Origin of the sequence: Photobacterium angustum (assembly GCF_002954615.1) — a bacterium.
Classification (GTDB): domain Bacteria; phylum Pseudomonadota; class Gammaproteobacteria; order Enterobacterales; family Vibrionaceae; genus Photobacterium; species Photobacterium angustum_A.
Genome location: NZ_MSCJ01000001.1, coordinates 1,732,073 through 1,758,824 on the forward strand (window position 1 = coordinate 1,732,073; position 26,752 = coordinate 1,758,824).

Sequence of the window (26,752 nt, forward strand, 5' to 3'; positions counted from 1 at the left end):
GTTAAGTTCGAATCTTATTATTAGCCCAAACCTGTGCTTCATCTAATGACATAGGTTTAGCAAAATAATAGCCTTGGCAAATATCGATACCACACTGTTCTACAAACTGTTTTTCTTGTTCCGTCTCAATACCTTCTGCAACCAGAACACAGCCCGTCACTTCACTTATCTTAGCTAACAATTGGTAAAGGTTCTTTTCTCGCTCATTTTGCGTATTCAATAACAACGATCTATCAAGTTTTACCTTATCGAAGTTAAATTTAAGTAAATGCGGGAATGACGCATAACCCGAGCCAAAGTCATCGATAGCAACAGTGATCCCTAATGCTTGTAGTGCATCTATATTTTTAGAAATCTGCTTATCTTCAGTGATAATAGCTTCTTCTGTGATCTCAACTTCTAAATTTTCTGGGTCAATATTATAAAAGCGTAAGCGTTCCATGATCAGATGAATGATTACAGGATCAGCAATACTTTCTGCCGAAATATTCACCGACACTTTACAGCCATTATCTAAAGGCATATTTTGCATATCATTTAAAACAAGATCGATAACCATCTGATCCAATTGTTTGATTGCACCAAGCTGATAAAAATCATTAATAAAGATTGGCGGAGTTAGCTTACCCGTTTTATCTTTATAACGAACTAATGCCTCAAAGGATAATTGCGCCGAGTTAGTTACGTTTACCTGCGGCTGATAATGCATTACAAACTCACCGTTATTAAGCATATGATTAACCCGACGGCTTATATCATGCTTGCTTACGTAACTACCCATCATTTGGTTTATATCACCTAAGAAGGTTTTCAGTGTTGAGCTTTCTAATTCTGATTGTCGGCTCATCGTCATATTATTTTGACGACTTCGCCCAACATAATTCAAATAAAACGGACGATAAATCATTACACCAAGTGTTATTACCACAAACTGTAGAACAACCCCACCAATGCTATTTTGGGTCGCAATATAGCCACTTAATAATGGCGGTGTCATCCAATCAACAATCGTACCAACATGATTTACTAAACCTAATGATATAGCGCTATAAACCACAACAAAACTAACTAACGGTACACACACAAAAGGCACAATTAATATTGGATTAAAGATAATAGGCAAACCAAACAGTAATAGCTCATTAATATTAAAGATCACTAATGGTATCGCTGATATTGCTAACGTGATATGACGACGATCTTTTGAAAACAATAAAATACATAGCAAAAGACTGATCGTGTTTCCAGAGCCACCCATTGATAAAAATGCATCATAAAAACCTTGCCCTAAGACATTTAACGGTGCGTCTCCAGCTTGCCATGCTGCAATGTTTAGCTGTGTATTTTCAAAAAGTTGCTGTTTCGCGCGGAATAAAAAGTTATGTCCATTGATACCTACAGCGCCCAATAAACCCAAGATAAATTGGTATGCAAGACCACCTAAAAACGTTAATGGGTTTAATGTTATGAACTTGCTCGCCCCCGTACTAAAAGCGAGGAAACTTTCCATTAGCTTTGCAAGTACGAGTGTCATCAATAGAAAAGCAAAAAAATGAGCCACTTGTTTATAAAGTGTTTTCACAAAATCTAAACGAGACGGATCAAGTGGAAATAAACGAAACGACACACAACACATTGCGGAAATAATTGCCGTCAACAGCGCAATAAGCGGATTATTAGGTAGTCCTGTATTTGCCGCAACTAGATCATTAGGCACCGAAATCGCAATGTACATAAGCAATGAATACGGCACAACAACCATGGCATTCACACCATGTTTCGTTGAAATGTAATAGCTTGTGATAATACACAACGTAATAGGATAAATACCTATTAGTAAATCAGAGAAATAGAAAAACGTACTCGCCGCTTGTGTTAAGCCTGCGATATTTAAGGAGTGACCAACAAAAATGGTTATTGCGTTACAAATCGTTAATGGCAATAACAATAAAAAGACAATTGATATATCTTTAATATAGTTGTTGTAATATGACTTAATTGACGCCATTTTCCACATATAACGATAAAAGCCATGCTAGGGTATGAGCTCGCGATTATATATATGAAAAGCTTTTCATCAATAATAAAACTGTTAGCAGAAGTAACAGAATTAGCGTCTTTGTTTATATCGTTAAACTGCAGTCGTTATAATGTTTAAAAATTAAAAAAAGCCATAATATCGACTATTATGGCTTTAATTTTTATTCGATTTTACGCGTTTTCTTTTTCGAACTTAGCCATAAAATCAACTAATGCTTGAACACCTTCTAATGGCATCGCATTGTAGATTGACGCTCGCATACCACCTACTACACGATGTCCTTTTAATGCTTTTAAGCCAGCCAAATCTGCTTGCTCTAAAAACAAGTTATCCAACTCAGCATTTTTTAATTGGAACGGCACATTCATAATTGAACGGTTATCACTGTGTACTTCATTAACATAAAAGTCAGAGTGATCAACAAAGTCATACAGTAATTTAGCTTTAGCGAGATTACGCTCTTCCATCGCTTCTACCCCACCGACAGCTTTTAGCCACTTAAAGACTTCAGCAGCTAAATACCATGCAAATGTTGGTGGTGTATTAAACATCGATTCTTTTTCTACCAGAACCGTGTAATCAAGAATACTTGGAAGAATAGATTTAGCTTTACCAAGCAAATCATCACGTACAATAACAATCGTTAAACCAGCAGGGCCAATGTTCTTTTGTGCACCGGCGTAAATCACACCGTATTTTGATACATCAATCTTACGCGATAAGATTGTTGATGACATATCAGCCACAATGGGTTTATCCGTCTGAGGTAAATCACGGATTTCAATGCCATCAATCGTTTCATTTGGACAAAAATGCACAAATGCCGCATCGTCAGAAAGTGACCATTGTGAAGCCGGTAGTACTGCCTTTTTACCGTCTTTTTCACAGGTAATATCAATCGCATTTGGTTGGCAATATTTCTTTGCTTCTTCAATCGCACTGTGCGCCCAGAAGCCACCATCCATGTAATCAGCAGTTTCTGCATCACCTAGTAAATTTAACGGTACAGCAGCAAACTGACCACGTGCGCCACCATGACAAAACAGCACGTGGTAATTAGCAGGAATATTCAAAAGATCACGTAAATCTTGTTCTGATTGTGCAGCAACAGCAAGAAACTCTTTACTACGGTGGCTTACTTCCATCACAGAAGTACCTAAACCATTCCAGTTAATCAATTCTTGTTGAGCTTTGGCGAGAACATCTGCGGGGATCATTGCGGGTCCTGCGCAAAAGTTATAAACCTTATCCATAATTTTGACTTTGCTCCTGCTTGGGGAAATAAAAATAAATGCCTATTGCTTCATAAAGCTAATAACACCAAACACATAACGTTTTTAGCATTATAAAACAACATAAGAGAAAACATCGCCACGACAGCAAATGTCAATGCTTTGTTTTTACACCTTTATTAAGCAACTTAAAAGTTTTTATTATAAATTGCTAGCTTGATGAATAAACAAAGTACAAAAAGTCTACTCACAAAAAAATAGCGAACAGAGGAATATTTGGAATTATTGAGTGATCCTGAAATATTTCAAATACGACAACGGAGATTTATTCATAAACTCACGTATTGAGCGTTTTAATAACTATATTGATCCATTCTGAATAAAATCAAAATACCGAGATAAAAAAATGGCGACTACTCTAGGAGTAATCGCCATTTCATATCATCAAACAGTTAAGGTAACTTATTCTTGTTCAGTTGAATCATCAGAGCTGGTATCAGTTGCTGGTTGATCTGTATTTTCTACAGCTTCACCTTCGACTAATTCCGCATCTTCAATTAATTCTTCTTCTGGTTCATCAATACGTTGAAGGCCAACAACTTTTTCGCCTTCAGTTGTACGGATAAGCGTTACACCTTGGGTGTTACGGCCAACACGACTTACTTCAGAAACACGAGTACGAACAAGCGTACCAGCGTTAGTGATCATCATGAATTCATCGCCGTCTTCTGCTTGAACAGCACCAACAACGCGACCATTACGCTCAGAAACCTTAATCGATACAACACCTTGCGTTGCACGGCTCTTCGCTGGGTATTCAGCCAGTTCTGTACGCTTACCGTAACCGTTTTCAGTTACTGTTAGTACATCACCATCGTTATGAGGAACGATAAGTGAAATCACTTTATCGCCTTCAGCAAGCTTGATACCACGAACACCTGCGGCAGTACGGCCCATACCTCGAACACCGCCTTTCGCGTTGCCTTCAGCATCAATTACAGGGCTTTCGTAGAAGCGAACAACTTTACCAAATGCAGAGAACAGCATAATGTCGCAATCACCGTCAGTAACATCAACACCGATCAATGAATCACCTTCACGTAGATTAACGGCAATAATACCGGCACTACGAGGACGACTAAAGTCAGTTAATGGTGTTTTCTTCACTGTACCGTCAGCGGTTGCCATAAAGACGAACTTGTCTTCTGTGTATTCACGTACTGGAAGAATAGCGGTGATACGCTCATTTTCTTCAAGAGGTAGAATGTTCACAATTGGCTTACCACGTGCAGTACGGCTTGCTAATGGTAATTGATATACCTTCAGCCAGTACATACGGCCACGACTAGAGAAACATAAAATCGTATCGTGAGTATTAGCAACTAACAGACGCTCAATGAAGTCTTCTTCCTTCATACGCGTTGCAGCTTTACCTTTACCACCACGACGCTGTGCTTCATAGTCGCTTAAAACTTGATACTTAACGTAACCTTCATGAGATAGCGTTACAACAACATCTTCTTGAGTGATTAAATCTTCTAAATCGATGTCGTGGCTAGCAGCAGTGATCTCAGTACGACGTTCATCGTTAAACTGCTCTTTAACTAGCTCTAGCTCTTCACGGATCACTTCCATCAAGCGCTCAGAGCTTGACAGGATGTACATTAGTTCCGCGATTTCATCAAGCAGTGCTTTGTACTCTTCTAAAATCTTCTCGTGCTCAAGCCCTGTTAGCTTGTGTAGACGAAGATCAAGAATCGCTTGTGCTTGCTGTTCAGTTAAGTAGTACTGATTATCACGAATACCGAATTGCTCTTCCAGCCACTCAGGACGTGCAGCATCTGTACCAGCACGCTCAAGCATTGCTGCTACATTACCAAGATCCCAGCCACGTGCAATTAAACCAGCTTTCGCTTCTGCAGGTGTTGGTGCACGGCGGATAAGCTCAATAATTTCATCAATGTTAGCCAAAGCAAGAGCAAGACCTTCAAGGATGTGTGCACGATCACGCGCTTTACGCAATTCGTAAATAGTACGACGTGTTACCACCTCACGGCGGTGATTCACGAAGCACTTCAGCATTTCTTTTAAGTTAAAGATTTTTGGCTGACCGTTATCCAGTGCAACCATGTTGATGCCGAATGTGGTTTGTAGCTGAGTTTGTGCATAAAGGTTGTTAAGTACAACTTCACCCACAGCATCACGCTTACATTCAATAACAATACGCATACCATCTTTATCAGATTCGTCACGTAGTGCACTAATGCCTTCAACTTTCTTATCTTTAACAAGCTCTGCAATCTTTTCGATTAAGCGAGCCTTGTTAACTTGGTACGGAATTTCGTGAACAACAATGGTTTCTTTACCATTCTTCTCAACTTCAATCTCCGCTTTGGCACGCATGTAAACTTTACCGCGGCCAGTATGATAAGCGTCAATAATTCCTTTACGACCGCTGATCATTGCAGCTGTCGGGAAATCTGGGCCTGGAATATATTCCATTAGCTGATCAATGGTGATGTCTTCATCATTGATGTAAGCCAAACAGCCATTGATCACTTCACCTAGATTGTGTGGCGGAATATTTGTTGCCATACCTACAGCGATACCAGAAGAGCCATTCACCAATAGGTTAGGGATCTTAGTTGGTAATACTGCAGGAATTTGCTCTGTACCATCGTAGTTTGGTACATAATCCACAGTTTCTTTATCTAGATCAGCAAGTAGTTCATGTGCGATTTTAGACATACGAACTTCGGTATAACGCATCGCAGCGGCTGAATCGCCGTCGATTGAACCAAAGTTACCCTGACCATCTACGAGCATGTAACGCAACGAGAATGGTTGAGCCATACGTACAATAGTATCGTACACAGCACTATCACCATGTGGGTGATATTTACCGATAACATCACCTACCACACGGGCAGATTTTTTATATGCTTTATTCCAGTCATTGCCTAGTACATTCATCGCGAATAAAACGCGGCGGTGTACTGGCTTAAGGCCATCACGCACATCAGGAAGAGCACGACCAACGATTACTGACATCGCATAGTCGAGGTAAGAGCTTTTCAGCTCATCTTCAATATTTATGGGCGTGATCTCTTTTGCAAGATCGCTCATGGAGCCAATATCCCTCAGGTAATTTCTGTCGTATTTTTATACGTGCAAGGCGTAAGAATATAGCATATTACAGCCCTAATAGGCACACCTTTCACGACTTATGTTGTGAGTAATTTAGCGGAAATGAAATAAAACAGAAATAAACGATGTCACAATTGTGAATTGAATATATGCACCTGTTTATAAATTACACACTATTGGAAGAACAACTCAAATCATAATGTAACTATTCTAACTTACCGAATATGTAATGGTTTGTAAAAACTAGACTGATAACTTAATTTTTAACTGTACGCGTTGCAATTGATTAATCAATCATAAGATTGGGAGTTGTCGCAACTTTCACCCCCCCATAACCATTAAAATAGTGTGGTTAATAAGCCAATATACAACAAACAGGTAGATTTTAGATCACCTCTATATCTACACCTACGTCATGAACGCATGAGGATACGCTGATGGGTACAGCAATAAATATGATTGGACTATCAATTGTCATTGGAAAATACATCTTAATGGCAATACTTGCGACATTCACTTTTCTTGGTGGTTCTGTGAGCCCAGAGCTTATTCCTGCAACGTTAGCGTCTTTTAATGATTAGTTTTGCTATCAATATGTAATCAAATAGCCAAGCACATCTAGTTTGGCTATTTCTTTTCTGACTCCTCTCCTTTTACTTTAGCGCTTTGCAACCATTCAATTATTTCGCATAATGCGCAGTATCAATTAAGGAAAATGGCATCAATGTAATGAGCAAACCACAAAATGTTGATCCAGCAGAGATCAGTAAATTTGAAGATATGGCCTCTCGCTGGTGGGATCTAGAAGGTGAATTTAAACCTCTTCATCAAATTAATCCCCTTCGTCTAAATTACGTTATTGATCATGCCAATGGTCTATTTGGCAAAAAAGTACTCGATGTCGGTTGTGGCGGTGGTATTTTAGCAGAAAGTATGGCGATAGAAGGCGCTGAGGTAACAGGTCTCGATATGGGCAAAGAACCATTAACTGTTGCTCGTTTACATGCTTTAGAAACAGGGACAAAGTTAGATTACATTCAATCAACAGCAGAAGAGCATGCTGATGAGCGTCATGGATATTATGATGTTATTACATGTATGGAAATGCTAGAGCATGTTCCTGATCCTGCATCAATTATTGCGGCCTGTGCCAAAATGGTTAAGCCAGGCGGTCACGTTTTCTTCTCTACCTTAAACCGTAACCTCAAATCTTACCTTTTTGCTATTGTTGGCGCAGAGCATGTTATGCGTATCGTTCCCAAAGGGACACACGATCATAATAAGTTTATTCGCCCTTCTGAATTAATCGCAATGATTGATAAAACAGAACTAGAAGAACGTAATATTATAGGTTTACATTATAATCCTCTAACAAATGCTTATAGTTTAGGCTCCAATGTTGATGTGAACTATATCGTTCACACCCAAAAACAAAGCTAACCTACATAAATAATGCTTTTAGCTTCAACATTGAATATTGAATGTTGAAGCTACGTTTAGTTATTCAACCTCATGCATCTTAGCTCTACTATCAATAAACATCTCAGTAACATTAGACCAATAAACTGTGTACATAGTCACTCAAAAATATCTTGGTATATCAAGGGTTACTTAGTATTTATTGATATCACTCACAACAATTTTTGAACCTCTAAAATCACGAAAATTCAATAAAAATATATTTTTTTTATCTCCTAAATCTCACCCTAAAATATTGCTTTTTGCTATCTAATTGATGGCATTAGCGAGTTAAGTAAGTAGGTACTGACTTTTTTAAAAAAATCCCCACCTTATCCACAGCTGGTCAAAAAATGTCATCTTGCAATAATCTGAAATCAACACTATCTTGTAATCACTTTGATAGAACACCCCAAGATGTAGTGTTTCTGTCTTACAAAACTTCAATCAAAGATCACATTCTTTGCTAAGATACTTATAAAAGTAACAAAAAAAGCTCATAGGCAAGGAAAATTGGGAAACTAACGAAAAATGACTCAACAACTAACAGTTACCAAGCGCGACGGTCGTACTGAAAGTATCGATTTAGATAAAATCCACCGAGTTATTGAGTGGGCGGCAGAAGGTTTAGAAAATGTTTCCGTATCACAGGTTGAATTGAAGTCTCATATTCAATTTTACGATGGCATTCGTACTGATGATATTCATGAAACAATTATTAAAGCTGCAGCTGATTTAATCTCCGAAGACACGCCAGATTACCAATATCTTGCTGCACGTTTGGCGATTTTCCATCTTCGTAAAAAAGCCTATGGTCAATTTGAGCCACCGAAATTATATGATCACGTAAAAAACCTTGTTGAAAAAGGTAAATACGACGGTCACTTATTAGAAGATTACACAGAAGAAGAATTCGCAGTGATGGATAATTTTATCGATCACTGGCGCGATATGAACTTTTCATACGCAGCGGTTAAGCAACTTGAAGGTAAATACCTTGTTCAAAACCGTGTATCAGGTGAAATTTTTGAAAGTGCCCAATTCCTATACATCCTGATTGCAGCAGCTTTATTTAATAAGTATCCAAAAGAAACACGTCTTGATTACATTAAGCGTTTCTACGATGCATCATCACTATTTAAAATTTCACTACCAACACCAATTATGTCTGGTGTTCGTACGCCAACACGTCAATTTAGCTCTTGTGTACTGATTGAATGTGATGACAGCCTTGATTCTATCAATGCGACGGCAAGTTCCATTGTTCGTTACGTATCACAACGTGCAGGTATTGGTATTAATGCTGGTCGTATTCGTGCATTGGGTTCAGAAATCCGTGATGGTGAAGCATTCCATACCGGTTGTATCCCATTTTACAAGTACTTCCAAACAGCCGTTAAATGTTGTTCGCAAGGTGGCGTACGTGGTGGTGCAGCAACACTGTTCTACCCTCTTTGGCACCGTGAAGTTGAATCACTGTTAGTGCTTAAAAATAACCGTGGTGTTGAAGAAAACCGTGTTCGTCATATGGACTACGGCGTACAAATCAACAAACTGATGTACACCCGTTTGATCAAAGGCGAAAGCATTTCTCTGTTCTCTCCTTCTGACGTACCGGGAATGTACGATGCATTCTTTGCTGATCAAGAAGAGTTCGAGCGTTTATACCTAAAGTATGAGCAAGATAGCAGCATCAAACGTGAAACAATCAAAGCGATTGATCTGTTCTCACTACTAATGCAAGAGCGTGCGTCAACAGGTCGTATTTACATCCAAAACGTTGACCACTGTAATACACACAGCCCATTTGATCCGGCAGTTGCACCAATTCGTCAATCTAACCTGTGTCTTGAAATCGCACTGCCGACTAAGCCACTGAACAACGTTGAAGATGAAAACGGTGAAATTGCACTGTGTACGCTGTCTGCATTTAACCTAGGTGCTATTGATAGCCTTGATGATTTAGAAGAGCTAGCAGAGCTAACTGTTCGTGCGCTTGATGCATTATTAGATTACCAAGATTACCCACTTCCAGCTGCGCGTCGTTCAACGATGAACCGCCGTACATTAGGTGTGGGTGTTATTAACTTTGCTTACTACTTAGCGAAAAATGGTGTTCGTTACTCTGACGGCAGCGCAAATAACCTGACACACGAAGCCTTTGAAGCAATTCAATATTACTTATTAAAAGCTTCTGTAAATCTGGCTAAAGAGCAAGGTGCTTGTCCAGCATTTAATGAGACAACGTATTCACAAGGTATTCTACCTATTGATACGTATAAAAAAGATATCAATAATATTTGCTCTGCTGAATTACGCTACGATTGGGAAACATTACGTGAAGAGATCAAAACACACGGTCTACGTAACTCAACCCTATCGGCATTAATGCCATCAGAAACATCATCGCAAATTTCTAATGCGACAAATGGTATTGAGCCACCACGTGGTTTCGTTTCTGTTAAAGCGTCAAAAGATGGTATCCTCAAACAAGTTGTTCCTGAGTACGCGAAGTACAAAGATAACTACGAGCTACTATGGAATATCGGCAGTAACGACGGTTACCTACAACTTGTGGGTATCATGCAGAAGTTTATCGACCAAGCGATCTCAGCTAACACCAATTATGATCCAAGTAAGCAAGTTGGCGGTAAAGTTCCAATGAAGTTGCTACTTAAAGATCTACTAAATGCTTACAAACTTGGCGTGAAAACACTTTACTACCATAACACTCGTGATGGTGCCTCTGATAGTCAGGGTGATATGGCAGCAGACGATTGCACCAGTTGTAAAATTTAATTATTAAATGGGAGCCTCATGGCTCCCCTTTGATTTGAGGAAATCATGGCTTACAGTACTTTTTGTCAAACACGTAATGATCAATTAAAAGAACCTATGTTCTTTGGTCAATCAGTGAATGTTGCTCGCTACGATCAACAAAAATTCGAAATTTTCGAAAAACTTATTGAAAAACAACTATCCTTTTTCTGGCGTCCAGAAGAAGTAGATGTTTCTGGTGATCGTATTAATTACAACAACTTGCCAGATCATGAAAAGCACATTTTCATCAGTAACCTAAAATACCAAACATTACTTGATTCGATTCAAGGTCGTAGCCCTAACGTGGCACTATTACCGATTGTTTCTCTTCCTGAATTAGAAACATGGATTGAAACTTGGTCGTTCTCTGAAACGATTCACTCTCGTTCTTATACGCATATTATCCGCAATATCGTTAACAACCCTTCTGTAGTTTTTGACGATATTGTCGAGAATGAGCATATTATCAAGCGTGCTGGTGATATTTCTAAATACTATGATGCTCTAATTTCTGCGACTAATGATTATCACCGTTATGGTGAAGGTAATCATTCAGCTAATGGTGTTCCATTTACGGTCAACCTTCATGAGTTAAAGAAAAAACTCTACCTTTGCTTAATGTCAGTAAATGCTTTAGAAGCTATTCGCTTTTATGTTAGCTTTGCGTGTTCATTCGCTTTCGCTGAACGTGAGCTAATGGAAGGTAATGCAAAAATCATCAAGCTCATTGCGCGTGATGAAGCATTACACCTAACCGGTACCCAGCATATTCTGAACTTACTGCGTAATGGTCACGACGATCCTGAAATGGCAGAAATTGCAGCAGAGTGTGAACAAGAATGTTTTGATATCTTCAAAGCCGCTGCTGAGCAAGAAAAAGAATGGGCAGATTACCTCTTTAAAGATGGCTCAATGATTGGCTTAAATAAGCAAATCCTATGTCAATATGTAGAATATATTACCAATCTACGTATGGTTGCTGTGGGTTTACGTCCAGCCTATGAAGGTGCAACGCAAAACCCAATTCCATGGATTAACTCTTGGTTATCTTCTGACAACGTACAGGTTGCACCACAAGAAGCTGAGATCAGTTCATACCTTGTTGGTCAAATTGACAACGATGTAAGTGCTGATGATCTTGGTGACTTCGAGCTATGAGTCAATTAACCATTAAGGTTAATGGTGTGGAGGTTCATGGGAATAACCATGAGCCTCTGCTCAAGCAGCTAGAGCAAGCTGGGGTTCAACCTGAATACCAATGTCGAAATGGTATGTGTGGTGCTTGTCGCTGTAAATTAAAGCAAGGGGCTGTTGATCAACATGACGCACTCGCTTTTATTGCACCAAATGAAATATTAACCTGTCGGTCAGTCCCTAAATCAGATGTCGAAATAGAATTTAATTATCAAGTTACGACAAAGCAAGAAACAACAAAAAAGGTAGCTCAATAATCTAGAGCTACCTTTTCTTTTAGTGCTAAATCACGTTACTTATTTTTCACACACATCACGTGATAAACACCGTCTTCAACTTCTGTCCCTTCAGTCTCATGCTCAAAGCCTGGGAATTCTTTATCCCATACTTCAAGGCTATGAAGGTAACCAATCTGCGGGCTACTATCATCACCAAAGTTCTCACCTGACATCAACATTGGAATACCCGGTGGATATGGGATAACCGCATTTGCTGCAATACGGCCTTGTAACTTATCAGAAGGTACCATCTCAACATTATCATCAACTATCGCTTCAAACGCAGCACGTGGCGTAATATCAGCCTTCGGTAACGTTGAATAAGCAGCATTAAGCATTTCCGATGGTGTATGTTGTTTCAAATAACCAAACATCTTATCCCCAAGATCTTTTAAGCCTAAATGCCCATACACGTCAGGATGAGCAGCAACAAGATCCGGTAAAGCGTTTTTCAGTGGCGTATTGTTATCGTAGTGTGTTTTAAAGCTCAATAAGGTATTAACAAGCGTTGCCCATTTACCTTTAGTGATCCCCATTGAGAATAAGAACATGACTTGAAAATCTGTCGTTCGGGTTGGCACTATGCCAAATCGAGTAAGGTATTGCGTAACCAGTGCGGCAGGAACACCTGTATCCAATAACTTACCGTCATCTCCCATACCAGGTGCTAAAATACTGACTTTAATTGGATCGAGCATACACCAATCAGCAGGCATATCTTCAAAACCATGCCATTTATCACCAGGCTTCATCACCCAGAAATCTTGATGCGTTGCTAAGAGCTCTGCAGGCGCATCTTCAAAATCATAAACTTTACCCGTTTCAGGATCAGTGATCGTTTCTGCATTCCAAGGTTTGAAGAACCACTCACCATCGGCAGCAAATTCCCGATGCAAACGCCCCATCGCCTGACGATAATCAATCGCTTCTTTAATCACTTCATGGGTAAGAGACTGACCGCGAGGACCGTCCATTTGTGATACAGCAATATCGTTAGAGGCACTAATTGCATACAACGGTGATGTTGTCGCATGCATCATGTAAGACTGATTAAATCGCTCAAAATTAATATGATCTTTACCATAGCGCACATGAATCCAAGACGCTTGTGACAATGCATTCAGTAATTTATGCGTTGAATGTGTCGCGAACACGGTTGGTGCATCAGGATCTTCTATTGGCTCACCACGCATCGCAAAGTGATCGGTATAAATAGGATTAAAACGCGCATAGCCATACCAAGCTTCATCAAAGTGAATACGATTACTACTTTCAGCTAATATATCTTGCGCACGCTTAGCGTTATAACACAAACCATCATAGGTACAGTTTGTCACCACTGCATAAGTTGCCTGTCCACCCGCTTTTGCTTTGGTTAACTCGCTACTTTCTGCTGATTTCTTTAACCCTTCTGGCGACATTTGATCTGGATAAATAGGACCGATAATACCGTAACGATTTCGAGTTGGTACCATGTAAACTGGTAATGCCCCAGTAAGCATTAACCCTTGTTCAATAGATTTGTGGCAGTTTCGGTCACAGATCGCAAGTGTATTTTCACGCATACAAATTTGCATAATGGTACGGTTTGCACCTGATGTACCAGTGACTAAAGAGTAGGATTTATCCGCACCAAAAACTTTTGCCGCGTATTCTTCACTCTCACCAAACGCTCCCGTATGATCCAATAGCGAGCCCAGTGAACCACGCTCGATCCCCATATCAGAACGGAATAAACCTTCACCATAATAGTTATAGAATCGCTGACCTGCCGGTGTTTTACGGAAACCGACACCGCCTTGGTGTCCAGGCGCTGCCCATGAATACTCATGAATATCATCATATTTCATCATCGCCGATGCGAGTGGTGGCAACAATTGCTCTCGATATCGCTCCATCGCCGCCATGGCACGGCCAGCAATAAAATCTGCTGTATCTTCTAATATCCACACAAACTCATCAACCTGAGACATTAACTCTCGGTTAATCGTCAAGGTAACTTTTTTTCTTTCTGCTAGTAAAAAGACGGGAACCCCATCTTGGCGTTGATTTAATTTTTCAATCAACGAAAAGAACATATCGTTTTCTTCTTGTTGCTGTCCTGTCATGCTCGAGGTCAACATTAAGCAATCAATCGCTAAATTAACATTTAGAATAGAATAACAATCATCATAAGAAGAGGCGCTAAGAACGGTAATTGATTCATTTTTAAATTGTTCGATTAAACGATCAATTGCATTCGCAATAACCCCTGTTTTCTGTGAGTTATCAAAAATTAACACTCTCTTATGTTTTCCGTAATTAAGCATATTCTGGTCCTGTTATAATCAAATTTATATCGATAGATCATTTGTTTTTAAATTAAATGCCAACCTTTATGTTTTATTAGGAACAGCATCTCGGCTCGCAATGAACCCATAGAAGAAATAACCAAATAATGTAATGACGGTTCCATAGAATACGGCTTCCTCACCTGTAGAATACGCGCCATAAATACTATAAATAACAGCAACTGAACCGATTAAAATACCAGTATTATATTCTTTTTGATTAACCTGACTCTGTCTCATAATAATGCCAAGAGCCGTGAGTGCGAGAATATATGGAACCATATTAATAAATACAGCTAGGTTTACTAATACATTAAATTGTTTTAGTAATGTTGGAGAGATCGTCATTACTGCCAGAAGTAATTCTAATGCTAACATTATCATCATGCCTTTGAAGGGAGCATCATGCTTATTTACATCAGAGAAAATCTTTGGAAATAATCGCATATCAGCAGCAACTTTAGACACTTGGGCATTCGTAAATTGCCAACCAAGCAGTGAACCAACACATGCCATAATTGCCATTGCGGTAATAATTTCCCCAACGAATGGGCTAAACATCTGAGCAAAAACGAGACCAAAAGGAGAATCAGACTTAGCTAATATATCGTTAGGAATAATGCCTTGAATAACAGTTGTTGACGCAATATACGTTGCTGCAGAAAAAACGGTGGCAAGCATACAAGCAAGAGGCACATTACGTTTAGGGTTTTCAACAGTACCTGAGTTAGCCCCTGCTGATTCTATCCCTAAGAAAGCCCATAACGTTAGTGCCATACCAGCATAAATCGCACTACCAACCGAGATATTGTTTGGGTTCCAAGCTTCTGCAAAAATTTTAGTATCAAACCAAAACCAACCAATAATAGATAAACCAAGCACAGGAATAATAATCCCCCATACGGTTATAGTGGATATTTGGCCTGTTATTTTTGCACCTCTAACATTGGCAAACATAGTAATAATTAAAATAGCCACTACCCCAATGAATGTTTGGAATGGCGTTTCTTTTAACCATGGAATAAAGTATTCCAAGTAACCAACACACGAAACAGCAATAGCAACCGCACTAATAACTAGACACACATAGTAAGTATAAGAGGCAATAAAAAAACTAGATTTACCATGTGCTTTTTCAGCATATGCGGACATCCCTCCATCATCCGTACAATACATTCCACACTTAGCAAAAGCATAAGCAATTGCAAGTGCACCTAATGCTGTAACAACCCAAGCTAATAAGGCTATCCCTCCTGTTGCAGCAAGACTTGATGGTAATAATATTATTCCAGAACCCATCATATTAACGGTGACAATGGTTGTTAATCCCATTAATCCCATTTTATTACTGGTAGAACTCATAAAATAAGCAACCTTCTAAGTTATTAAATACACTAAGTTTTAATATTTATTATTCATATAACCCTTTAATTAGTAATGAATAAAATTAAGGTCGTACAAATAAATATAATATTAGAATAGATGTATATTCTTAGAATACCTAAAAAATATATTAAGTTTTGGTTACAGTCTTATTTAGGATATTTAATGACTTTAAAACTAAAAAAAGCGTATAAGCCGTAATTATAAATTACAACTTATACGCTTTATCAACCACTATAGCTATTTATCTATTATTTTTAGTCTTACTTATCACTTTTAAAAGTAGCAATTTGTTTTCCTTGCTGATCTTTCACTGTAAGTACATTATCAACAACCACATAGCTGGCAAAATTAGGCATCGATTCTAAAAATGACTTTTCTAACTCCATGCCATCCATACACATTTTACGTGTTGCGGCTGCAGGTCCCATCGTTAATGTGCCATTAGATGTTTCAAATGCGCCTTGGAAATTATTACAGCCAGAAAAACCATGAGCCGATTTTTTATCCATATCAAATTCGATAAATGCCACATTGCCACCAGCACCCGGTTTTACAGTTTCACCTTCAAGCGTCACTAAATTCCATTGCTGACCAACTAGCGGAGTATTCTCTGTTGCTTCATTTTGTTGATGAGCAACACGGTCTAATTTAATTTCAATAGGTTGCTTTACATCTGCTGCAAATGGGTCAATGTTCGTTGTTGAAGTCATGACTAGCTTATCACCAACCTTAATTGTTGCACGTAAGCTATAGCGATGATTATTTTGAATTTTCGCAACGTCATATTGAAGTGCTACAGGGTATGGTGGCGCACCAGCAACGTCCATTGCTTCACTTGTAATTGTCGTTGATGGCGCATCAGCAAGAGACACATCTTCTAGTGCAACATTTAATACAGCACCAGGTGGCAGCATACGGCGATCAAGGTAAATAACATTAACATCTAAGGATTTCATCTCAGCTTTCTCAGTTTTAGCCGTTGATTCTGTTTGCTGCTGGTTATGATTTGCCGCAGTGTCAGCATCATTACAAGCTTGTAGCATGAACGCAGAAAGTACAACTGAAGTGGCTAGCGCTAGCTTTTTTAATTTAAAAGTCATTTATCTTCTATCCTGTGCGATTTTCAATCCATAACCATAGCAACGAAATATGTTACTCAGTTAACTTTGCCATCAGAAAGATAGCATACTGATTTGCAATTATTTTTTCTTAACATTAGCTAATAATACAGCATTCAAAACGAGGTGCAATCTTTATAATCCATGTCAATAATATGCTTGCATTTTACTTATCAACATTATGATTCATAACCTGTAATATAGGTCAACCTAACAGTTATAGACTATGTTTTTTCAATATTCTATTGAACGATTCATAGTGACCAAAAACACTAATCCCTTCCAGTTGGCGCCTTAGCATATCAAGAAGTACTGTGGCAATAATCGAACGCTGATCATTATATGTATATTCACGCTTAAATTGTAATTGTTGGATCCATCGACCTTCTATTGTACTTATACCTACAGTAAAGCAGTCTCCTTCTATGAAGCCAGAATATAAGCCTATATCGACCTTTGAGCGGCTATGAATAAGAGATAGTTGATCGTCTATTTCACGCACTAACGTTTCGGCACTGATCTTTTCTTTCACATCGTTATGATTTACTGTGGCTGATACAATGTATTCGCTCAACTTACATTTTTGGTTAAGCCAATTGACAACAAAACCGCCCGTTGAATACTCCAATAACCCTATTTTCTTTTGCTTTTTTTCAATGAGGTATTCAAGGTTATCAAGTAAGCTTAAATTTTTGCCTACAATGTTATCGCCTAACAATCGTTCCATTTCATGTAATAGTTCTAATGCATAGCGATCATTGGATGGTGCGAATAATTTCACTTCAATAAAGGGTAATGAAGAACGATACCCCAACTCATAACCTTGTGGTAAAACGATATGCTTTAAGGTGTCACTTATTCCGGACTCTGACAAACCATAGGTAAATAATCGATGACAGTGCAATGATTGGCTCTGAGGATAGTGTAATTGTAAATATGGCAGTATTTTCTCTTTAACCATAAACTTAAATTCACTGGGAACACCCGGAGTAAAACATATCCAAGCTCGATTTAATTTAATCGAAAAGCCACAAGCGGTGCCGACAGGATTATCGATTAATTCAGCCCCTTCAGGTAGCATTGCTTGCTTCAAATTAGCCGCTGGCATTTCTCGATTTAGCTTTTTATATTTAGCTTTCATCTCCGCTACCCAATGTTCAGATTGCTCTAAACCAACATCAGCAGCCATTGCCGCTGCGGCAGCACTTAAATCATCACTCGTTGGCCCAAGTCCACCATTAACAATAACAATATCGCTATTAAAACTGCATGATTCAATTTCTTTGGCTAATCGCTCACAATGATCGCCAACGGTTATTCGGCGTGTCATTGGAAAACCATGTTGAAACAAAAGACGAGATAACCACGCTGCGTTAGTATCTGCTATATCGCCCAGTAAAACCTCTTCACCGGTACTTATCATTGTAATTTCAAGCATTCTATCCCTCTGAATCATTTACCGAACATGACTGTTACTAGTCTATGCTTAACATCATTTGTTATACAGCCTTCCTTTCATCAATCACGTTATTAATCTCCATACCACCCAGTGTAAATATTAGTTTACATTTATTAAACTAATGTTGACAGAAGAGTTATCTGTCGTTAATGTGACCTCATAGTGAAATACGCTATTAAAAACAACACATCCACTAGTAAAGAACAATTAGAGCAAATTTAATGAAGCATACCTCGACAACACATACCTATCGATAGCCACAGTGGCTATTATCAAGATGTAATAATAACTTTACACTCATCTCGATACGCCTCTGTGGCCTCTATTTTCATAGGGAGCAACGATAGGTGATCAATAACGACCACCTCCCGATCTAATTATTTACCTCTGGGAGCAACACAAATGGCTTTGAATAAAACACTCGGCAGTATGCTTATTATTGCAGGTACGACTATTGGCGCAGGCATGTTAGCCCTTCCTCTCGCTTCTGCTGGACTTGGGTTTACCACCGCATTAGTTGCCATGTTTGGCATGTGGGCACTAATGACTTACACCGCTTTATTGATGATTGAAGTTCATCAACATGCAGATACAAATGCGACATTAAATACTTTGGCTCAACAACTTCTTGGTCGCAAAGGACAAATCATTGCTAATTTTGCCATGATATTTCTGCTGTATTCTTTATGTGCAGCCTACATTGCAGGTGGTGGTGGTCAGTTAAGTGAGAAGTTAAGCGGCTGGTTGAATACATCCATTCCTCCACAATTAGGCGCACTATTGTTTACGCTTTTAATTGCAGCGATAGTTTCTGTCGGTACTCATACTGTTGATTTAGTAAACCGCTTACTTTTTGCAGCAAAAATCATTGCACTAGCCGTCATGTTGGGGTTATTGGTTCCACATGTTGAAGGACAACACCTTGTTGAAATGCCCGTACAAAAAGGCTTAATTTTATCAGCATTACCTGTTGTTTTTACCTCTTTTGGTTTCCACGGCAGCATTCCATCGATCGTGCGATACATAGGCATTGATATAAAGACGTTAAAAAAAGTCATGATTATTGGCTCGGCACTGCCTCTTTTTATCTACGTTTTATGGCAATTAGCAAGTCAAGGTGTAATGAGCCAACCAGAGTTAATGGCAAGTACAACATTGGGAAGTTTTATCGCAAGTTTAAGTGATTTACTCCATAACCCTATGGTTAGCCAATCTGTCTCTATTTTCGCAGATCTCGCACTAGCAACATCATTTTTAGGTGTTAGTTTAGGGTTATTTGATTTTATGGCTGATAGCTTGAAACGTTCAAGTAATGTGAGTGGTCGCATGCAAACAGGCATGATCACTTTCTTACCTCCCCTTGCTTTTGCTATCTTTTACCCACAAGGCTTTATTATGGCGCTGGGATACGCAGCCATTGCATTAGTTATTTTGGCGATATTTTTACCTGTTGCGATGGTAATATCTCAGAGAAAAAAGAATAATATATCTAATGAAATTTCACCTTATAAAGTAAAAGGTGGTAATTTTGGTTTAATTATTGTGACAATGGCGGGTGTTTTAATTATATCTGCACAGACCTTACAAATGGTAGGCTTAATTCCAGCTGTTGGATAATCGATAAATAAACATAAAGAATAAGAAAGTAATTCTCTTACTTTCTTATTTCTTTACATTTAAAGAATATATTTAAACAATAAAAAACATTTCATTACAATAAGTTAAGCCCACCAAAGAAAACCTTCGATTTGTTATACAAAATCTTGCATGCAAAGCTCGATTTTGTGGAGTAATATCACGTATTTATAAAAAAAATCATATTCTGTTGTTTGTATGTCAGTTAAAATCAGCTTACATAATAATTAAAAAGATATTGGTGATGGATATTTACTCGCCTTTAAATCATCTTCAAAGTCCTATTTGGATTTTTGATTTTGACCACAAACAAATCATTTGGGCTAACGACAAAGCACTTCCTTTATGGGAGTCTTCCTCTCACAACGAACTTCGATCGCGCGATCTTGGCAAAGATATGTCAGCCGCAGTAGAAGCAACCTTAGAAGAGTACCGCGAAACATTTAAACAAAATAAAACAATCAAAACATGGTGGCATTTAGATCCAAGAAAGGTAGGTAAAAACTTGCTTTGCATTTTCTCTGGTATCAATTTGCCTGATGAACGTGTTGCAATGCTTGTGGAAGTTATCGGTGATGAATCAAGCATTCGACGTGAACTTGCTTTTTCAGATTACTCTAATCTAGCACTTCTGTTTAATGAACAAGGTAACTTGGTGAGTGCCAATACCGTGTTTACCAAAACATATGGTGCGGAGCTGAGTAACTTAGCAGCCTTTGTTGGCGACAGTGATATGGCCCAACAATGGATATCTGACGCTAAAAATAATCTAAACCTCAAACATAGCCGATTATGCTGGACGGGAAAAAGTCATATTTGGTTTAACATTGAGGCTAAATGGCTATCTGATAAATCTCAACTCCTACTTCAAGTTGTTAACATCACCAAAGAAAAAGAGAACTTACAGCGCGAACGTTATAATGCTGAGCACGACTTTCTAACTGGATTAATGAACCGTCGTGGTATTTCTACGGCACTAAAAGCTAGCCACCACTCTTCAATTCCATACCATTTATTATTTCTTGATCTCGATAGCTTCAAACTAATTAACGATACTTACGGTCACGCTATTGGTGATAAGTTATTAAGAGCTGTTGCAATTAGATTATTAGATACAATAAGAGGACGAGGACTTGTCGCCCGTTTTGGTGGCGATGAATTTATAATCCAAGTTGAAGATCGATATATCTCTAATTTAGTCCAATTGACCCAAGAAATAATTTCGGCTCTAAACAGTCCTTTCTATATCAAAAACATTGGTGAAATATCGATTGGGTGCAGCATCGGTACTGCGCAATATCCTAAAGATGCCAATAGTTTTGAAACCTTGATTACTCAAGCTGATATGGCAATGCATTGTGCTAAAAAGCATGGTCGTAACTGTAGCTATCATTTCCAGCCTCATTTGGCAGAAACATTGTATCGTAAAAACGCTCTACGCCATCACTTATCTCAAGCACTTGAAATTAAAGACTTTGAATTGTATTACCAACCTATCATTGATCTTAATACAATGTTGCTAAAAGGTTTTGAAGCGCTTATTCGTTGGCATGACGACTCTTTAGGTCATGTATCTCCTGCTGAGTTTATTCCATTGGCAGAAGAAACTGGGCAAATTGTTCCTATTGGCTCTTGGGTGCTTAGAAACGCTTGTAAACAATTGGAAGAGTGGAATCAACAATACGATACCAAGTTAATAATGAGTATTAATTTATCTCGTGCACAACTAAAAATGTCGCTTTTAGATGAGCTGAAATTAATTATTGAAGAATATAGTATAGACCCAGCTCAAGTAGCTTTAGAAATAACCGAATCTGCCATGCTGCAAGAATTCAGTGAGGCTATGTCGTGTTTAGATGCTATTGCTGCACTGGGCTTTGAACTTTATCTTGATGATTTTGGTACTGGGTACTCATCGTTATCACAATTACAAAACCTTCCAATCAGTACAGTTAAGCTAGATCAAAGTTTTGTTCAAAATGAGCACGACAGTGGGAAAGCTATTGTTGAAGCAACAAAAGCCATTTGTAATAAGCTCAATCTTAAAGTAGTAGCTGAAGGGGTTGAAACGAAAGAGCAGCTAGAATATATCCAAAGCTGTAATTTCAATTATTGCCAAGGTTATTACTTTAATAAGCCCCTCTCTGTTAGCGAATTAGAAAAGGGGGTTCTTTCGACGTTATTGACGAAAGAGCAAACTAAGCTTCACTAATATCGATAATACCACCGTGAAATCACGGTGGTATTATATTGCCTATAAAACACTAACAACGCTCTGCGTGAATCAATAAATTTCTTGGTGTCATTTGTTTATCGCAGAATGTCCCTAACGATACGTCATAGCCAAACTCTTCAAGATAACAAACACGATCAAGCACTAACCATAATTCTAGTGGTCGGCGAAACAATTGACGGACTAATTCCATCCGCTCTGTTATTGCAAAGCGTTGCTCGCCCTGTTGCTGCCAATAATCAAAGTCAATGTTAGCGGGTAACACAACCCCTTTCTGAGCTGCAGCCCAACAACAAAAAGATTTAAAACCTTCTCCTAATAAGGCTTTTTGTACATTTGGGACAGGAAGGTAGGTATCAGATTGATTAATGTTTCGCTGTAGTAAATCAAATCCTAACCGAAAACTAACCTCAATAAATCGAAGTTGCTTAACACGATTTCCAGCCGTCACGGTCTCTTGCAACGGTAAACGTAAATCATGTTTAGATAACTGTAGCTGGCTCGATTTTGCCGCTGTTGATAACGGCTGATAATGTGAATCTTGGATCAAGTGATAGCAACACGGAGATATGCTCACCGCTTTTCCTTTTTTCGCCACAACTTGTTTAATAAGCGACACATGCAAGTCACCACAGGCGTGCAGTGCAACAGCATGTTGCTGCTCTTTAATATATTGCTGACTGCTTACATCGAACGCATCGCCTTGAACAAAATGGATATCTAATCCCAGTTGTTTCGCCGCGGCTTCACCATCAACACATAATTGCGGTTGCCATTCTAAACTAGTGACAGACTGTTGGTGGGTAATTGATAATACGCGCCCCAGAAAGCCTTTTCCAGCGCACCATTCAAGCCACGGTAAATTCAGACGTGGCAATACATGATTAAATGCTGTGATTTGTTGCCATTTACGCCCAGGTATACCAACATCAAAGTTTTTAGGGTACGCATATTCTGTTTTTAGTAACGACGGCGTTTTCGCTAAATCCGCTAAGATTTTGGCATCTGGGATCCATGGTTCAAACGCCGCTAATAGTGCGTCATGATCTTCATTTAACTGCTGCAAACTTTGATCATCAATAGACTGTAACCATTGACAAAATTCAGGGTGTTGCTGTTGCCATGTAAAACCCTCATCAGCAAAAGGAACAAACTGCCAATATTGTCTATTTTTCGTCAATAACATATCTAATTGGTGAAAAGTGTTGGCATAGCAAGTCATAAAATAGCAACTTTAAGGTACATAAAAACAAGGGGCGCTAGTGTATACCTAAATACACCTTCCTATAAACAACAAAACCGCCAAGAGTGGCGGTTTTAAAAATAGATAACAAAAACGTTATCTTACTGGTAAGTCAAAAGAAGCAAACATCGCCTCAATTTCACCATTGGTTTTTAATGCTATCGCCTGATCAACCACATTACGTGTCAAGTGAGGCGCAAAACGTTCCATAAAGTCGTACATATATGTACGCAAGAATGTACCTTTCTTAAAACCTATCTTGGTGGTACTCGCTTCAAAAATATGGCTGGCATCAATGGCAACTAAATCTTTGTCTGTTTCAGGATCCATGGCCATACTGGCGATGACACCAACACCAACACCTAAACGTACGTAAGTTTTAATGACATCCGCATCTGTTGCCGTAAAGACAATCTTAGGCGTTAAACCTGAGCGATTAAACGCACTATCAAGTTCTGAGCGTCCAGTAAAACCAAAAACATACGTCACAAGAGAGTAAGCTGCTAAATCGTGAATTGTAATGTTTGTTTTGGTTGCTAATGGATGATCACTACGAACCACGATTGAACGATTCCAGTGATAACATGGCAACATAATCATATCTTGATATAAATGTAGCGCTTCTGTCGCAATAGCAAAATCTGAACGGCCTTTACCAACGGCATCAGCAATTTGAGATGGTGTTCCTTGATGCATATGTAATGATACTTTCGGGTATCGCGCTGTAAAACCTTGAATCACCGATGGTAAAGCGTAGCGTGCTTGGGTATGGGTTGTCGCAATGTTTAACGTTCCCATTTCAGGGTGAGTATGCTCACCGGCTACCGCTTTAATGCTTTCCACTCTTGATAGAATATCACGTGAAATACGTACAATTTCTTCACCAGCGGGTGTCACTTTGGTTAAATGCTTACCACTTCGTTCAAAAATCTGAATGCCAAGTTCATCTTCGAGCAATCGAACTTGTTTACTAATACCGGGCTGAGAAGTATATAAACTCTCAGCCGTCGATGAAACGTTAAGGTTGTGATTAACCACCTCAACAATATAGCGTAGCTGTTGTAATTTCATGGTACCGCCTGCCTACTCAATAATCCGTTACCTTTCACACCACATCCATCAAGCCCTTATGGTATTTAATGAGATAGGTATAAGAGTGCAACCATGTAATTAACATTTTATATATTGAAAACAGTTAATTTCATAGCATTTGTTTGTTTTTTAGTTACCTAACTCAATGTTTTGACAATAAATCAAGACAGGAAAAAATTCTCAACATTTCAACAAGCACACATAATAAGCCACTTTCGCGATATTTTGTTACGTCTAAATTTGCCACACAGCACAAATTACATCTCGATTTGAACAAAGCTCCTATTTAATAAGCATCTCACTAGGCTGTTTTTTAGAGATAGTGTATCCTGCAACATTCAAGATTAATGCATGGAAGATAGATATATCTTATGAGTATTCCTTTAGTTATAGGCCTCATTGGCCTGTTACTTGCGCTTATTGTTGGCTACAACATTATTATTCAATATCGCCAACGTTTAGAGTCGCTCAAGCAACAAGAATTAGCTAAGCACATTGCGATTATTGATGCTACTGAAGAGTTAATCGGTAATGCGCATCACCTGCCATACAGCAAAGAATTATTGGTCTGCTTAAACCAACGTATTGTTGATGCTTTACAACAAATGTCTGAAGCATCACCTAATGATCGCTCTTTGACTCACCGTATAAAAAATGTCAGCGAGCAAATCACTCATTTAGAAGCTAATTACAGTAATGCCGACATTACCCCTTTTAAAGTACCCAATACGGACAAACAAGCGATTGGCATGCTACAGCTTGTCAAACGTTTGAAAACAGTGATCAAAAATGAGCACAGCAAAGGCCGTATGGGGACTCAGGCATTTGTTAATGAGAATGCCCGTTTAGAGTCGATTCAACTACGTATTAATATTGAAAATGTTGTCAAACGCGCGAATGAAGCACGTATTAAAGGACAAATTGGTACAGCAAAACAATTGCTGAAAAAAGGCATCGATGTACTTTCAGCTAAAAATGATAACTATGCTAACCAAGCACGAGAAAAACTACAGCTGATGCTCGATGAAATTGATAACAAGCAATCAATGAACTACGAGCAAGAGCGCCAACAACAGCTAGATAAAGACCAAGACGATCTCGATGTTTTATTCCAGCCAAAGCGTAAATGGTGATTTGATTTACTTTGGCTTAAAATAGCTTCATCTACCAAGGTCGCAGTAGCGGCCTTTTTTACGTCTTATAACAATAAAAAGATACGCCTTATGGATAACACTCAACAGATGATCAATGAGCTACTTCAGCCCATTAAACAATTTCTTCAATGTGAAACGCCTGATAGCTGGATTGAAGAGGCTCGTAAACCAGAAAACCTAACTGCATTGTTGGTCGATCACTGTAACTGTGAACTAAAAGCCAGCCAAACGGCGATGTTCATGGTACGTAAATACGCAGTTGATAAAGCCAGTGGTGAAGCGCTACTTGCATGGGCAAAGCCTTATGAAGATTTCGTTTACGGCGGTGATAATCGCTCTACAGCGCTATTTCATAACAAAAAAAATGGCTTGTCTGCACCATTGGTCGCTCGTCCAGACTTTCATTATGGTGAAGAACTCATTGAAAAAATGGTGCGCTTAATTAAAGAAGAATTTCACCATTTTGAGCAAGTGTTAGAGATCATGGAAAAACGTGATATTCCCTACTCTAACTTGCATGCGGGGCGTTATGCCAAAGGTTTAATGAAAGCAGTACGTACCCATGAACCAGCAACCTTAATCGATAAGCTCATCGTTGGTGCTTACATTGAAGCGCGCTCTTGTGAACGTTTTGCCAAATTAGCGCCTTATTTAGATCCTGAACTCAAAAAGTTTTATATCTCGCTATTACGCTCAGAAGCTCGCCATTATCAAGATTATTTAACGCTTGCTGAAAAAATTGCGGGTCAGGATATAAGTGAGCGTGTCAATGCGATTGGCGCAAAAGAAGCAGAGCTAATTCAAGCGCCTGATAACACTTTCCGTTTCCACAGTGGCGTACCTGAATAAGCTTATATTTACACACATCACCACTATTTGATGTTTTGTTCGCTTAAAACAAAAACGCCATCAGCTTTCACTGATGGCGTTTT

The 26,752-nt window shown here is 38.8% G+C and carries 18 protein-coding genes; 9 read left to right on the top strand and 9 right to left on the bottom strand.

From position 1 onward, the window contains the following. Nucleotide 1 precedes the first annotated feature (1 nt). The 3 genes from BTO08_RS07555 to gyrA all read right to left on the bottom strand — a co-directional run bounded on the left by BTO08_RS07555 (nt 2) and on the right by gyrA (nt 6,399). Nucleotides 2-2,008: an EAL domain-containing protein gene (locus BTO08_RS07555; protein WP_431356666.1), complete on the bottom strand. Its 2,007-nt coding sequence runs from the start codon at nt 2,006-2,008 to the stop codon at nt 2-4. Between the two features lie 203 nt (nt 2,009-2,211). Further along, the gene (gene serC / locus BTO08_RS07560) at nt 2,212-3,294 is read right to left on the bottom strand and encodes a 3-phosphoserine/phosphohydroxythreonine transaminase (RefSeq protein ID WP_105060519.1); all 1,083 of its coding nucleotides are present in this window, start codon (nt 3,292-3,294) and stop codon (nt 2,212-2,214) included. Between the two features lie 441 nt (nt 3,295-3,735). Then, entirely contained in the window at nt 3,736-6,399 is a 2,664-nt protein-coding gene (gyrA, locus tag BTO08_RS07565; RefSeq protein WP_105060520.1) for a DNA topoisomerase (ATP-hydrolyzing) subunit A, read from the bottom strand. A gap of 458 nt (nt 6,400-6,857) precedes the next feature. Here gyrA and BTO08_RS22320 point away from each other — a divergent pair, with 458 nt between their 5' ends. The 5 genes from BTO08_RS22320 (at nt 6,858) to yfaE (ending at nt 12,149) form a co-directional block, all read left to right on the top strand. Continuing rightward, the gene (locus BTO08_RS22320) at nt 6,858-7,001 is read left to right on the top strand and encodes a hypothetical protein (RefSeq protein WP_198038424.1); all 144 of its coding nucleotides are present in this window, start codon (nt 6,858-6,860) and stop codon (nt 6,999-7,001) included. Nucleotides 7,002-7,149: 148 nt separating this feature from the next. Beyond that, on the top strand, nt 7,150-7,860 hold the full coding sequence (gene ubiG, locus BTO08_RS07570; protein WP_105060521.1) for a bifunctional 2-polyprenyl-6-hydroxyphenol methylase/3-demethylubiquinol 3-O-methyltransferase UbiG: 711 nt from the start codon (nt 7,150-7,152) through the stop codon (nt 7,858-7,860). A gap of 549 nt (nt 7,861-8,409) precedes the next feature. Then, nucleotides 8,410-10,677, top strand: a complete 2,268-nt coding sequence (nrdA, locus tag BTO08_RS07575; protein ID WP_105060522.1) for a class 1a ribonucleoside-diphosphate reductase subunit alpha — start codon at nt 8,410-8,412, stop codon at nt 10,675-10,677. A 45-nt stretch (nt 10,678-10,722) separates the two neighbouring features. Beyond that, on the top strand, nt 10,723-11,856 hold the full coding sequence (nrdB, locus tag BTO08_RS07580) for a class Ia ribonucleoside-diphosphate reductase subunit beta (RefSeq protein ID WP_105060523.1): 1,134 nt from the start codon (nt 10,723-10,725) through the stop codon (nt 11,854-11,856). Further along, nucleotides 11,853-12,149: a class I ribonucleotide reductase maintenance protein YfaE gene (yfaE, locus tag BTO08_RS07585; RefSeq protein ID WP_105060524.1), complete on the top strand. Its 297-nt coding sequence runs from the start codon at nt 11,853-11,855 to the stop codon at nt 12,147-12,149. The genes nrdB and yfaE overlap by 4 nt, the downstream gene beginning before the upstream one ends. Before the next feature lie 35 nt (nt 12,150-12,184). On the opposite strand, the gene adiA is transcribed toward yfaE, so the two are convergent. From adiA to BTO08_RS07605, 4 genes are all read right to left on the bottom strand, one after another. Beyond that, entirely contained in the window at nt 12,185-14,479 is a 2,295-nt protein-coding gene (adiA, locus tag BTO08_RS07590) for an arginine decarboxylase (RefSeq protein WP_045129536.1), read from the bottom strand. A gap of 66 nt (nt 14,480-14,545) precedes the next feature. After that, a complete protein-coding gene (gene potE, locus BTO08_RS07595; RefSeq protein WP_105060525.1) occupies nt 14,546-15,862 on the bottom strand; it encodes a putrescine-ornithine antiporter in 1,317 nt (438 codons plus the stop codon). Nucleotides 15,863-16,146: 284 nt separating this feature from the next. Then, nucleotides 16,147-16,986, bottom strand: coding sequence for an META domain-containing protein (locus BTO08_RS07600; protein WP_105060526.1), 840 nt, complete (start codon nt 16,984-16,986; stop codon nt 16,147-16,149). Nucleotides 16,987-17,221: 235 nt separating this feature from the next. Next, nucleotides 17,222-18,442 carry a CinA family nicotinamide mononucleotide deamidase-related protein gene (locus BTO08_RS07605; RefSeq protein ID WP_105060527.1) on the bottom strand — a complete coding sequence of 407 codons (1,221 nt, stop codon included), beginning with the start codon at nt 18,440-18,442 and terminating at the stop codon, nt 17,222-17,224. A 423-nt stretch (nt 18,443-18,865) separates the two neighbouring features. Here BTO08_RS07605 and tyrP point away from each other — a divergent pair, with 423 nt between their 5' ends. Both tyrP and BTO08_RS07615 read left to right on the top strand, forming a co-directional pair. Beyond that, on the top strand, nt 18,866-20,080 hold the full coding sequence (gene tyrP / locus BTO08_RS07610) for a tyrosine transporter TyrP (protein ID WP_105060528.1): 1,215 nt from the start codon (nt 18,866-18,868) through the stop codon (nt 20,078-20,080). A 262-nt stretch (nt 20,081-20,342) separates the two neighbouring features. Next, on the top strand, nt 20,343-22,310 hold the full coding sequence (locus BTO08_RS07615; RefSeq protein ID WP_105060529.1) for a putative bifunctional diguanylate cyclase/phosphodiesterase: 1,968 nt from the start codon (nt 20,343-20,345) through the stop codon (nt 22,308-22,310). A 52-nt stretch (nt 22,311-22,362) separates the two neighbouring features. Here the strand turns inward: BTO08_RS07615 and BTO08_RS07620 are convergent, their stop codons facing one another. Beyond that, nucleotides 22,363-23,553 carry a methyltransferase gene (locus tag BTO08_RS07620; RefSeq protein ID WP_105060530.1) on the bottom strand — a complete coding sequence of 397 codons (1,191 nt, stop codon included), beginning with the start codon at nt 23,551-23,553 and terminating at the stop codon, nt 22,363-22,365. A 117-nt stretch (nt 23,554-23,670) separates the two neighbouring features. Next, a complete protein-coding gene (gene cysB / locus BTO08_RS07625) occupies nt 23,671-24,645 on the bottom strand; it encodes an HTH-type transcriptional regulator CysB (RefSeq protein WP_105060531.1) in 975 nt (324 codons plus the stop codon). Between the two features lie 392 nt (nt 24,646-25,037). Between cysB and BTO08_RS07630 the strand changes: the two genes are divergently transcribed. Next, nucleotides 25,038-25,799 (top strand): DNA repair protein, encoded by a 762-nt coding sequence (locus tag BTO08_RS07630; RefSeq protein WP_105060532.1) that lies wholly within the window; start codon nt 25,038-25,040, stop codon nt 25,797-25,799. Nucleotides 25,800-25,889: 90 nt separating this feature from the next. Further along, nucleotides 25,890-26,669, top strand: a complete 780-nt coding sequence (gene miaE / locus BTO08_RS07635) for a tRNA isopentenyl-2-thiomethyl-A-37 hydroxylase MiaE (RefSeq protein ID WP_105060533.1) — start codon at nt 25,890-25,892, stop codon at nt 26,667-26,669. Nucleotides 26,670-26,752 lie beyond the last annotated feature (83 nt).